This window comes from Pseudalkalibacillus sp. R45 (assembly GCF_052246725.1).
In the GTDB taxonomy this organism is placed as follows: Bacteria; Bacillota; Bacilli; order Bacillales; family Fictibacillaceae; genus Pseudalkalibacillus.
Window position 1 is genome coordinate 19,905 of the sequence record NZ_JBQQCL010000001.1, and the last position, 12,068, is coordinate 31,972.

At 41.4% G+C, this 12,068-nt stretch carries 14 protein-coding genes; 2 read left to right on the forward strand and 12 right to left on the reverse strand.

Annotation, left to right across the window (positions count from 1 at the left end):
• Positions 1–100 precede the first annotated feature (100 nt).
• The 4 genes from ACTWQL_RS00100 to ACTWQL_RS00115 all read right to left on the reverse strand — a co-directional run bounded on the left by ACTWQL_RS00100 (position 101) and on the right by ACTWQL_RS00115 (position 4,389).
• Positions 101–622: a MogA/MoaB family molybdenum cofactor biosynthesis protein gene (locus tag ACTWQL_RS00100; protein WP_443140424.1), complete on the reverse strand. Its 522-nt coding sequence runs from the start codon at positions 620–622 to the stop codon at positions 101–103.
• 12 nt (positions 623–634) lie between these two features.
• Positions 635–1,471, reverse strand: coding sequence for an EcsC family protein (locus ACTWQL_RS00105; RefSeq protein ID WP_443140425.1), 837 nt, complete (start codon positions 1,469–1,471; stop codon positions 635–637).
• 170 nt (positions 1,472–1,641) lie between these two features.
• On the reverse strand, positions 1,642–2,829 hold the full coding sequence (locus ACTWQL_RS00110; RefSeq protein ID WP_443140426.1) for an acetate kinase: 1,188 nt from the start codon (positions 2,827–2,829) through the stop codon (positions 1,642–1,644).
• Between the two features lie 570 nt (positions 2,830–3,399).
• Positions 3,400–4,389, reverse strand: a complete 990-nt coding sequence (locus ACTWQL_RS00115; protein ID WP_443140427.1) for a class I SAM-dependent methyltransferase — start codon at positions 4,387–4,389, stop codon at positions 3,400–3,402.
• Positions 4,390–4,791: 402 nt separating this feature from the next.
• Here ACTWQL_RS00115 and ACTWQL_RS00120 point away from each other — a divergent pair, with 402 nt between their 5' ends.
• Positions 4,792–4,998: a hypothetical protein gene (locus ACTWQL_RS00120; RefSeq protein WP_443140428.1), complete on the forward strand. Its 207-nt coding sequence runs from the start codon at positions 4,792–4,794 to the stop codon at positions 4,996–4,998.
• Positions 4,999–5,073: 75 nt separating this feature from the next.
• Here ACTWQL_RS00120 and tpx read toward each other — a convergent pair whose 3' ends face one another.
• The 7 genes from tpx to ACTWQL_RS00155 form a co-directional block, all read right to left on the reverse strand.
• Positions 5,074–5,574: a thiol peroxidase gene (gene tpx / locus ACTWQL_RS00125; RefSeq protein ID WP_221566394.1), complete on the reverse strand. Its 501-nt coding sequence runs from the start codon at positions 5,572–5,574 to the stop codon at positions 5,074–5,076.
• 185 nt (positions 5,575–5,759) lie between these two features.
• Positions 5,760–6,263, reverse strand: a complete 504-nt coding sequence (gene ytfJ / locus ACTWQL_RS00130) for a GerW family sporulation protein (protein WP_443140429.1) — start codon at positions 6,261–6,263, stop codon at positions 5,760–5,762.
• Positions 6,211–6,912: a DUF2953 domain-containing protein gene (locus tag ACTWQL_RS00135; RefSeq protein WP_443140430.1), complete on the reverse strand. Its 702-nt coding sequence runs from the start codon at positions 6,910–6,912 to the stop codon at positions 6,211–6,213. The genes ytfJ and ACTWQL_RS00135 overlap by 53 nt, the downstream gene beginning before the upstream one ends.
• A gap of 77 nt (positions 6,913–6,989) precedes the next feature.
• Positions 6,990–7,196, reverse strand: a complete 207-nt coding sequence (locus tag ACTWQL_RS00140) for a hypothetical protein (protein WP_443140431.1) — start codon at positions 7,194–7,196, stop codon at positions 6,990–6,992.
• A 251-nt stretch (positions 7,197–7,447) separates the two neighbouring features.
• The gene (locus ACTWQL_RS00145) at positions 7,448–7,939 is read right to left on the reverse strand and encodes an RDD family protein (RefSeq protein WP_443140432.1); all 492 of its coding nucleotides are present in this window, start codon (positions 7,937–7,939) and stop codon (positions 7,448–7,450) included.
• Positions 7,940–7,950: 11 nt separating this feature from the next.
• Complete coding sequence (gene sppA, locus ACTWQL_RS00150; RefSeq protein ID WP_443140433.1) at positions 7,951–8,958, reverse strand: signal peptide peptidase SppA; 1,008 nt, start codon at positions 8,956–8,958, stop codon at positions 7,951–7,953.
• 176 nt (positions 8,959–9,134) lie between these two features.
• Positions 9,135–9,293, reverse strand: a complete 159-nt coding sequence (locus ACTWQL_RS00155; protein WP_443140434.1) for a hypothetical protein — start codon at positions 9,291–9,293, stop codon at positions 9,135–9,137.
• 326 nt (positions 9,294–9,619) lie between these two features.
• Between ACTWQL_RS00155 and ACTWQL_RS00160 the strand changes: the two genes are divergently transcribed.
• Positions 9,620–10,420: an NAD kinase gene (locus ACTWQL_RS00160; protein WP_443140435.1), complete on the forward strand. Its 801-nt coding sequence runs from the start codon at positions 9,620–9,622 to the stop codon at positions 10,418–10,420.
• Between the two features lie 35 nt (positions 10,421–10,455).
• On the opposite strand, the gene ACTWQL_RS00165 is transcribed toward ACTWQL_RS00160, so the two are convergent.
• Positions 10,456–12,042, reverse strand: coding sequence for an amidohydrolase (locus ACTWQL_RS00165; protein ID WP_443140436.1), 1,587 nt, complete (start codon positions 12,040–12,042; stop codon positions 10,456–10,458).
• Between the last annotated feature and the right edge of the window lie 26 nt (positions 12,043–12,068).

Genomic DNA, 12,068 nt, shown 5'->3' on the forward strand with positions numbered 1-12,068 from the left:
TCGCCCGGCTCGCTGCCTTCCCGCAGGAGTGTTGTCAATTTCTCTTAAAATCAACAAAGTCTTTTAACAGTATAAAGTCAAAAGAATGACCCTGATCGAGTCATCCTCTCCCTAAATCTTTCCTTATTTCACGAACCACATGATTTATTTCAGGAAGAATCAATTTATTCATAGCAAGCTTTACTGCACCACTTGAACCCGGTACTGAAAAGATCGCCGTGTTATTCGAGACCCCGGCAATGGCCCTGCTTAAGATTGCTGCTGAACCGATATCCTCTGTGTAACTCAACATCCTGAAGAGTTCACCGAAACCAGGAATTTCTTTATCAAGAAGTTCTGAGACAACCTCAACAGAAATATCCCGCTTCGCTATACCGGTACCTCCATTCATGATGATAACATCCGTTTCGGAATCACTTGTTCCGCTCTTCAATACCTCATGAAGAACCATTGACTCATCTTTTACGATTTTATAAGAGGAAATTACGTGGCCATACTCCTCAAGAGCATTTAAAATATACTTCCCGCTCTTATCCGTTTCTTCTGTTCTGGTATCACTTACGGTAATGACCATCACACGCACATGATCTGGTGCTTCCTGTTTATGTTCATCTACACTCATCACATATCACCCTTAGTTATGTTTCTCTAATAACCAACGTTTCTGATAAAACTGATTCGCAAAGTCTGTGATCTGCCTTGAAAGCTGGTAATTTGCTGTTGCGCCATATACCATCCCCATTAGCGGAATACCCTGAATCAAGCGTTTTCTTAACATGAACAGGATCATTCCTTTACCAACCAAACCAACCAGATGTCGCATCCATTGGCTGTCAGCGACCAGTTCATCCGACTCAAAGAAATAGGGATTGATTTCCTGATCCAATACCTCACTCATCAGCTGCTCCCAGGCTTCTTGCTGATGCTGTTTAGGTAAAGTGGCAGCATGGAATAACTTCAAGGACAGCATTGTTTCATAAGGTTGGTTGATTGAATAACCGTATGAAAGAGCAAGTACTTGAATCGATCTCAAGTGTGCAGCGATGCTTGCCGGGATATCGATTCCTAAAAATAAAATACCTCCAGCTCCAGAAAGGCCTCCCTGAGCAAAAGAAAGCAGTCTATGTTTCGCTACTTGATGTTGAGCTATGTATCGAAGTTGTTCGATTTTGCAATCCTGTACATCTTCCCAAACTTCAACATCTTTGTTCATCGATTGTGCTGCTAATAATACCCTTTGCTTCGTATCTTGCTGAAATTGTGAGTTCAAGATGATGGAATGCAAATGAAAAAGCAGGTTATCAATGGTTTGAAGGACTTTGTCACGAATTTTAGGACTAATCCTGTTAAAAGCATCTTCAAAGGTTTTTTCGTAAGTCCTGTTGAAGTCAGTTGGAACATATGTAAAATATTCTTGCTCCCATTTTTCGATTGAAGACCAAACTTGCTTCTCGTTCTGCGACCATTCCATACCGAACACCTCCACTAAGAACTTTTCATTCATTATACCAAAATTAGACCGAAGACAATAATACGTATGAAGAAAACGATTGAGTCAAGTACTTGTGGGAGCCCCTGCTCATTAGAGCTGTAAAAAAAAGAACTCCACTAACACAGTGAAGTTCTTTATCTAAAAATATTCTATTGGGAGAGTCGTACAGTGTCCCTTGCAATCATCACTTCTTCGTTCGTAGGGATGATCAGCACTTTTACTGGGGAGTGCGGATAGTTCAAGAATGCTTCCTTCCCACGAACCTTGTTTAAAGCTGGATCCCAGTAAACACCCATGAACTCAAGGCCTTTAAGGACTCGCTCGCGGATGACATCACTGTTTTCACCGATTCCTGCTGTGAAAATGATTGCATCGATTCCATGCATCTTTGAAGCGTAAGAGCCGATATATTTATGAATTCTTCCTCCGAAAACCTCAAGCGCCAGTTCAGCTCTTTCGTTCCCAGCTGCAGCTTCCTGTTCAATATCTCTTAAATCACTGGAAAAACCGGATACTCCCAGCAGTCCACTTTCTTTATTGAGGACATTCATCACTTCTTCAGCTGTTTTGCCTGTTTTCTCCATGATGTATGGGATGAGTGCAGGGTCAATGTTCCCTGAACGGGTTCCCATCGTTACACCAGCAAGCGGTGTGAAGCCCATAGAAGTATCGATTGATTTCCCACCTTCTATCGCAGCGATACTTGCACCATTTCCAAGGTGACAAGAAATCAACCGTAACTGTTCAATCGGTCTTCCTAATAATTCGGCACAACGTTGAGAAACATATTTATGGCTCGTCCCATGAAAACCATATTTACGGATACCATATTCCTTATAGTAATCATAAGGAAGGCTATACAAATAGGATTGCTCTGGCATCGTTTGATGGAACGCAGTATCAAACACCGCTACAGAAGGCACATCGGGCAGGATTTCTTTAAATGCCCGAATACCCACGATGTTGGCAGGATTATGAAGCGGTGCTAAGTCGGACACCTCTTCAATTTCCTTGATGATTTCTTCTGTGATCAACACAGAATCATTGAATTTTTCACCTCCATGTACGACTCGGTGTCCAATCCCTTCAATTTCATCGTAAGAATCGATGATTTTATGAGACATAAGTTTATCTAACAGCATCTTAACCGCAACTGCATGGTTATCGATATCTGACACTTCTTTTACCTTTTCACCCTTCACTTCAATTGTAAAAATACTATCAGGAATCCCGATACGTTCGACAAGCCCTTTTGTAACTACTTCTTCCTCAGGCATTTTCAATAATTGAAATTTCAGTGATGAACTTCCGGCATTAATGGCGAGTACCTTTCTCATATATAGACAACTCCTTCGTTGTTCAAGTTCATTCCCAAAAACCAATTACCATTAAACCACCGGTGGATGGTTTCCTGCAAGGAAGGAAAACGTTTTCCATTAATATTCGTTATTTTCAGATTTGAATCCGATTTCATTCTCTCTTTTCGATTTGTTGAAGGTTATTGTTGATTTTCGCGAAATTCACTACCTATCCGCGGGCAAACGAAAAGCGGATACTCCGCACACTCTCCTCGCTGAAACCAAGTTGCACGAACCCGTTAACGGACACAGGAGACCTTATTTTGCCAAAATGATCGAAATTTACAAACTTAACGGACACCAGGGACCTTATTTTGCAAATATCATAGAAAATCAGCTGCTTTTTTCACAAATAACGGCTGTGGTGTCCGTTAACATTCAGAAATACCGATTTTACCTACAAATAACGGCTCTGGTGTCCGTTAACTGAAAACATGGCTGCGGGGTCTCTCCTGGTTCGCTGTTCAGGCAAGAGTGTCGCAAATTTCGCTTCAATCAAACTTAGCCTTAAATCACCATCAGTATTTAATAAAACCTTGTATGTTTAAGTTAACCAGTAAATGAAGTCTTAAACCAGGCCTCGATTTTTGTCATGATCGATTGCAATGCCTTTGGATCAGAAAAGCTTGGAAGCTCTGCCATCAATGCTTCCTTAGGTGCCGCTACACCTTGACCTCTTTTCTGGATGAAAAAGATACTTTTCGCTTGTTCTTCCTTTTTAAACATCGTCAACGGTAATTGGAGAAGCCCGTGGATGACTGCATGTTCTTTAAGGTACTTGTTCAACTTCTGGGCTTCATCGCCTGCAAATAAGAAGTTTGGGATCAAGAAGAAGAGGAATCCTCCTTCTTTTGTATGGTTAAGCGCTTGTTCAATCATCAAGTGATGGGCAAATGAGTGACCCTCATCAGTCTTCAAGCGGTATTTGGATGCCATCTCGTCGTTTGGATAATATCCGACTGGCAGATCTGTGATGACAAGATCAACTGGATCGATCATCAAAGATTGTAAGCTGTCCTGATGATAAAGCTGAATATCATGCTCCTGCGCATTCAGATTGATATAAGCAAGCTTGATCAACGTTTCATCAACCTCAGAACCATAGCTGAAGACTTTCTTTTTTGTTTGGTTTAGGAATGCTGATACAAGATTTCCAGTCCCGATTGCTGGGTCCAAAAGTGTAATTCTTTCTTTTTTGTACATAGCCTTTTCGACTAGGTAGCCAACGAAGAGGGCAACGGCATCAGGTGTCATCGCATGTTGGGACTGCACACCCTTTTGCATTCCTTGCAAGATCGCCAATTGGTATCCTTTACGGATTTCTTCCTTGGATAATTCATCTAATGTAATCGATTCATATTTGTAGATGAGATCATTCTTCGTTTGCTCATCAAACCTATCAGGCATACCACCCTGTACCAGGTTTTCTCCAGTCATGATCAGACCATCAAGATATGTAGTCTGTTCTTTCTCAGAAAGGATCGTTGCTGTTTCGTGTAATAATCTATAAAATGATTCGACTTTTTTAAAATCAGCCATGCAAAATTCCTCCTATCTTACAACTAGTACTATTGTAACAAACTACCAAGAAATAATGAAAACATGATGTCACCTCAAAGAAAACTTGGGAAAGCCAAGCGTTAGCGCAGGCTGTTTATATGTTAGGCTGTTTTCGCAAACTTTGTAGCTCTTGCACTTAAAGAAAGTATAAAATACTTTCTTCAGTATAAGGGCAACTAAGACTCGACCTACAAAAGGCTTGGTCTCGCCAAGTTTTCTTTAAAAGTCGTTGATTTCCGCTCCAGGATGCTCGCTTTCCGCGGGGCGTGCGGTGAGCTCACTCGTCGCCTTGCAACCTCAGGAGTCTCCTTTTCAAGGAAGCATTTGTGCTCCTGCGTCTACAAGAAAGTCCTGTCGAAGCGAGCTTCCTCGTCGCATGCCTTGCGAGGAGATTATTCAGGTAGTAGGCACGCTGATCCCGCAGGACAAGGAAAGCTCGGCAGCGTTACATCGCACGAAGAAAATGCGATTTTCATTTTCGAGGAGTCTCGCACCTTGCTCTCCAATCAACTTGTAAAAGGTGAGTTTTTAAAAATGACTCAAAAGCAACAATCTTTTAGAAAAGAACCAAATGTAAAAAGAGGTTAACCAACCAAGGGTTCGGACAGATGGCCAAACTCTGGAGGTTAACCCCTTTTTTTCTCTTATTCTTACTGTTGCTAATTATTGGGCAGACTTAGCAGCCTCAATCGCCGCCTCATAATCCGGATGATTCGTCGCTTCACTCACATACTCCACATATGTCACTTTATCGTTAGAGTCGATCACGAAGACAGCACGAGTCAAAAGACGTAGTTCTTCAATTGCTACTCCATAAGCTTTTCCGAATGAAAGGTCACGGTGATCTGAGAGAGTTTGAAGGTTTTCTACACCAGCAGCAGCACACCATCTCTTTTGAGCCATCGGCAGGTCAACACTTACAGTCAATACTTTTACATTATCAAGCTTTGCCGCTTCTTCGTTAAATCGGCGCGTTTGCTGATCACATACACCAGTATCGACAGATGGAACGACACTGATTAATCTTACAGAACCTTTGGTATCATCCAACGTTACAGGAGACATGTCGTTTGCCAATACTTTGAAGTCAGGAGCTGTATCCCCTACTTTCACTTCATTTCCTAATAGAGTTACTGGGTTTTGTTTAAATGTTACATTAGCCATCATTAACAACTCCTTATTTTAAAAAGGTATTCTAACACGTTAATGGTAAACTTTCTGAAATTTAGTTTCAAGTAATATGTAGTCATGCATCACGAGGAAGAGTCTTATAAAGCCTTTTCGAGTACAATACACCCAGATTAAAAAAGGGCTGCTCTGGTTTTGAGCTGCCCTTCATCATATACGATTTAAAAATCTAAATCTTGCTTTTGGCGTCTTTCAGACTGTTGCTGTGTCTGATTATTGTTGTTCGATTGTTGCTTTCTATTCGAATCAGATTTCATCTGAAAGCCGCTATTGTTCATCATCTTTTGAACTCGATCTACTACCTGAGGTGCTAAGTCAAGAAGACGTTCGTACAAATGTGTACTATTATCGAGATGGATTGTCTTCACACCAGAAGAATTCACAATCAAAAATGCGATTGGCGTGATTGAAACACCGCCTCCGCTACCACCGCCAAAAGGATGGGACTCCCCTTCTTGAGAATCTCTTCTTGATTGACCTGAATTACCTAAAGCACTGAACTGGCTTCCTCCAGCTGCAAATCCGAAACCTACCTTTGAAACTGTTAGAATCACACTTCCATCCGGTGTTTCCACTGGATCACCGATAATTGTATTCACGTCAATCATTTCTTTAATATTTTCCATTGCTGTCTGCATCAAGCCCTGAATTGGATGTTCTGACATGCTGTTTCCTTCCCTTCCAATTTTTTACGATCAGATATGCTGCGAGCATAGCTTGCCCGATTCGAAAAGAAAACATACATAATAAATTCGTGTGCACAACAGGGGCTTGAAAAGAAGGCGAAACCTCAAGGACAGGCGGTTTTTCCATTCGTGTTGCAAAGCTTAGAAAGCCTGCCACACTACCCTTGATCGTCCACAACACCCCTGCAAAAATTCCAGTTGAAGCAGCATCCCCGGTACCAATTGTACTGATCCATTGATATTCTTCAATCGTTACTTTTTTCAAAAATTTACGGACGATGCTACCAAGTTGATAGACAGAATCCAGAAGCGCTTTCGTTTCACGCGCTCGATCAATCAAGGATTCAGCTTCGAATGTCTTCTCTTTCGTATCGTGAAGCTTTTTATTGCCGATTTCTGCTTCAGTATCGTATTTCATGTGCATAAGTCCATCTTTTTCGAGGTCTATGTTATTCAATGGAATTTCCCATGAATAATCAAATAACCCTTTTAAAAAGTGGGCTTGTATGAGACACGTATCATCGTTTCCTTGATGGACATATTTAATGGTTACCCGTACCCGGCTGATCATAAGGATACCTATCATCAAACTGATAACGAGTATGATTCCTATAATCCAATACCACATGAGGATCACCCCGAAGTCTCTGAACAGACTGTTTCTCTTGTTAATTTGACTTTGTAAAATGAACATGTTGTTTTCTTTTAACCAAGCGAAATTCGCGACACTCCTGCGGGACCAGCAAGCCAGGAAAAACCCACAGCGTAGAGTGAATTTCGCAAAATCATTTGTAAAGGCTCTTTTCTAAAAGATTTTTGCTTTTGAGCTATTTTTAATAAATCACCTTGTGCAAGTTGATTGGAGAGCAAGGTGCGAGACTCCAGCGGGATCAGCGGGACAGGTGAGACCATTCAATGTCGCAAGACGACGAGTCGGCTCACCGCACGCCCCGCGGAAAGCGAGTATCCTTGAGCGGAAATCAACGACTTTTAAAGAAAACTTGGCGAGACCAAGCCTTTTGTAGGTCGAGTCTTAGTTGCCCTTATACTGAAGAAAGTATTTTATATTTCTTTAAGTGCAAGAGCAACAAAGTTTGCGAAAACTGCCTTTATAAAAAAATAAGACCTATCAGCATTATGTACTGACAGGTCTTCAACAATACCTATTTTCGAGTGTGGACGACTCTGGTATCTGCGAATATATCATGCAATGATTGTTTTTCATTTGTAAAACCAGTGATGATATATCCGATCAAGAAGATGGTTTTACTGATAAATCGACCAATAACTTCTCGAAAAAGCAGAGTGATCCATGGTATATTTTCATTCAAATCTTTTGGTACTACTTTTATTGCAAAAAGCATTTTTCCTAATGTCTGAGCGAAGAAACGAGTCATCAATACAAAATAGCTGTAGAAGATGATTGCAGCTATTACTGCCTTTAATGAAAACATCCCTCCATCGGATAAAGGCAAATCAAGTAATACCCATACCGGCTTAACAATCAGACTGTTCAGACTCCAAATGACAAGCAAGTCTAAGAGGTACGCCCAGAACCGGATCCAAAAACCAGCATATACAGTGTTTGTTTTTCCCGAGTTCAAGGTCTGGGAGGGCTCTGGCAAATGTCCTTCACCTGATAATGTTTGGTCCAATCCAATCCCTCCTATTCCGTATATAAATATTTGATTTGCGGTGTATTGGTTTGACTCATCAATTCTTGTATCCCTAACAGATCTCCATTAGGCTGGAACAATTTTTGTGCAGTCATGTTCAGGAAAGAATTCCAACCAAGGCGATTTTCATACTTGATGACATTCAAATGGGAATTCCCAAGATCTTTTTTCATTGCTTTGATCGTATCATCTAAATTACCAAGTTCATCGACTAGATCTGCTTTCTTTGCTTGTTGTCCATCGTATACCCGACCGTCTGCTAATTTTCTTACGTTATTTTCAGAGAGGTCACGGCCTGTAGCGATGACATCGACAAATTGATTATAGGAATTATCGACGATGGATTGTAAGATTTCCCTTTCTTCATCTGTCATTTCACGTGTGGGGGATAGGATATCTTTATGGGCGCCGCTCTTGATCGTCTCCCATTTCACCCCAAGTTTATCAGCTAATTCTCCATAATTCATCGATTGAATAATGACACCTAGTGAACCTGTCAATGTTGAGGGATGGGCAAAGATCTTATCCGCAGGAGCTGAAATGTAGTAGCCCCCTGACGCAGCCATATTCCCCATCGATATGTAAACCGGTTTTTTATGTTCCTTTTGCACAGTAGTGATCGCATCATGGATTTCTGCGCTTTCAACCACGCCGCCACCTGGACTATTAACCCGAATGATGATTCCTTCTACATTTTTATCCTCTCCTGCATGCTCGAGCATATCAAGAAACCTCTGGTGATTATATCCTGGTGATTGGAAGAATGATGTCGCATCACCAGTGTCTTGAATGACACCCTCGACGTTCAAGAGAACAATGTTCCGCTTATCGCTTCCTTTCTCGACGACCTTTTCGACAAATGGATCATCTTCTAAAAATCCTCCGCCTTGTAAATTCGTCAAGTTATCAGATGCAGCGGATGATAATCCATTCATGATGATGGATCCTATGAAAAGTATTGCTGCAATCCCTAGTGCTGCCCAACGTTTTCCGTTCATAAGAAGCCTCCTAGCATTATCCATTTGGTAAGAATGACCAATCCTTGTTAGAATATCATATTTTCAATTTGAATGATGATGATTTGACAAAAACTTTTTAAAAAACGAAGATAAAAATACCATATGTAATTTTTAAAGATAGGCTCTTTTCTAAAAAATTGTTGCTTTTGAGTCATTTAAAAAAACTCGCCTTGTGCAAGTTGATTGGAGAGTAAGGTGCGAGACTCCTCGAAAATGAAAATCGTATTTTCTTCGTGCGATGTAACGCTGCCGAAGCTTTCCTTGTCCTCCGGGATCAGAGTGCCTACTACCTGAATAATCTCCTCGCAAGGCATGCGACGAGGAAGCTGGCTTCGACAGGACTTTCTTGTAGACGCAGGAGCACAAATGCTTCCTTGAAAAGGAGACTCCTGAGGTCGCAAAGCGACAAGTGGGCTAACCGCACGCCCCGCGGAAAGCGAGCACCTGAAGCGGAAATCAACGACTTTTAAAGAAAACTTGGCGAGACCATGCCTTTTGTAGGTCGAGCCTTAGTTGCCCTTATACTGAAGAAAGTATTTTATACTTTCTTTAAGTGCAAGAGCAACAAAGTTTGCGAAAACAGCCTAACAATAAGAAGAATCGGGTAACATTAGATATTACAGGAACTCATAGGAGGTTTATGATGTCAGAACGAAAGAATATCCATTTTTTCTATAAGAAAGGCAGCCAATTTGAAGAACAGATTATACGATTGAAGAACCTCGCCATTGATAATGGATTTACATTGGTGGAGCAAGCGGACGATGCTAACATCATCGCTAGTATCGGGGGAGATGGAACATTCCTTCAAGCTGTCAGGCAAACTGGATTTCGTGAAGATGCACTCTATGTCGGTGTAAGTACCGGTCAATTAGGATTCTACTGTGACTTCGACATCGAAGACCTTTCAGGAATGATAGATGCAATGTTGAATGAACAGGTAGAGGTCCGCAGATATCCGACTATAAAAGTTAACATGGAAAACGATGCTTCATTTTATTGCTTGAATGAATGTTCGATTCGATCCGGCATCATCAAAACTCTGTCACTAGATTTGTATATTGATGATTTATTTTTTGAACGGTTTAAAGGTGATGGTATGATCATCTCGACACCGACTGGAAGTACAGCATACAACAAGTCATTAGACGGGGCGATCGTGGACCCGAAACTTCCATGTATGCAAATCAGCGAAGTAGCGTCAATCAACAATAATCATTATCGTACCCTTGGGAGTTCTTTCATTTTAAGTGATACAAGATCACTCGATATCCGACTTGTAAATGAAGGAAACAACTTCCCGATCATAGCGATGGATAACGAAGCCCTTAGTATACGAGAACCCGGTTCCATCAACATTCGCCTTTCCGATAAAAGGATCAAGACTGTTAAGCTGAAGGATAATTCCTTCTGGCATAAGGTCAAGCGTAGTTTCTTATAAGTCTCGTAAAAAAAACTCCCTGCGAGGGGAGTTTTTTATCCTTGATAAACAATGTTATTGTTAACAACTGTTTTCGCTACTTTGATATTCGGAATCGCTTCTGGATCAATATGGAACAGGTCTTCAGTCAAAATTGTGAAATCTGCACTGAACGCTTTATCGATCATGCCTGTTTCATTTTCTTTTCCAATAGCATATGCGCTTCCTTTCGTGTATAATTCAACCGCTTCATATACTGATAATTTTTGATCTGGATAAAATCCTTCATGTTTATCCCCATGCTTTTTACGCATGACTGCAGCATAGATTGTCAGTAGAGGATCTGCAGTTTCGATTGGTGCATCGGAACCAGCAGCACATGCAATTCCTTCTTTTAATAACGTTTTCCATGCAAAACTATATTTCATCCTGCCTTCCCCAAGACGTTCTATAACCCACGGGAAATCGGATGCAACGAAATGTGGCTGTATATCAATGATTACAGGAACCTTCTTCAAACGCTCGATGAGGTCTGGCCGTACAACCTGTCCGTGGACGAAACGATCTCTTAAACCTGCAGGAGGTGGGTTCTCTTCAACTGCATAAAGAGCAAATTCCAACGCAAGGTCGCCAATCGTATGGATTGCAACTGGCATCTGATAATGACGCGCCTTTTTAACGTGTTCTTTAAGGTCTGTCAATGAGTGGATCGCCACCCCATACGTTTCAGGCATATCATTATAAGGTTTACTCAAGTAGGCTGTCCTGCCGCCTAAAGCCCCATCAGCAAAAATCTTCATCGCACCGAGTTCGACAAACCCGTTCGATTCGCCAAACTTCAAACCTTCCTCATGCATGTCTGAAACAACTTCATGATGGACCAAAAGATTCGCTTTGAACTGAAGTTGATCCGGATTGATGACTTCCTTAAAAGTTTCGTACGTCCGTTTGAATCCCCCATAATAATTGAGGTCCTCACTGTGTCCACCGACAAGTCCTAGACTCGTAAGATCCTGAACAGACGTAGTCAACGCACGATGAAGATAATCCTCGGTCACTTTTGGAAGGGCATCCTTTACTAATTCTTGAGCTTTATCCAGCAGATATCCGGTAGGTTCACCATTTGTATCCCTTACAATGACTCCTCCTGGTGGATCCTCTGTATCTTTCGTTATTCCCGCAAGCTCCAAAGCCTTAGAGTTGGCAAGCAAAGCATGCCGGCAGATTCGGGTCAGCATCATCGGATGATGTGGTGCAATTTCATCAAGCTCGAAGCGATGAAATATCTTTCGATCCATGAAATTGTTTTCGTTCCATCCTTCGCCAATGATCCAATCACCGACAGAGGTAGAATAGACCTTCTCTTTTAAGGTCGTCTTCATTTCTTCAGCAGACATCACTTCCGAAAGATCAAATCGTAACAGTTTTTCTCCATGCCCAATCATATGTAGATGACTATCGACAAATCCCGGATACATGACTGCCCCTTCTAAATCCTCTATATGATCAATTTTATGATCCTTTTCAATGCGTGTACGGTCACCGCAGTCGATGATTGTATCGTCTTCAACTAAAACAGCTTCGACTTTATCGAATTCATGTTTCATTGTATAGATGGTGCCATTTGTCCATAATGTTTTCATAATCACACCTCGATTACTATCCCTAT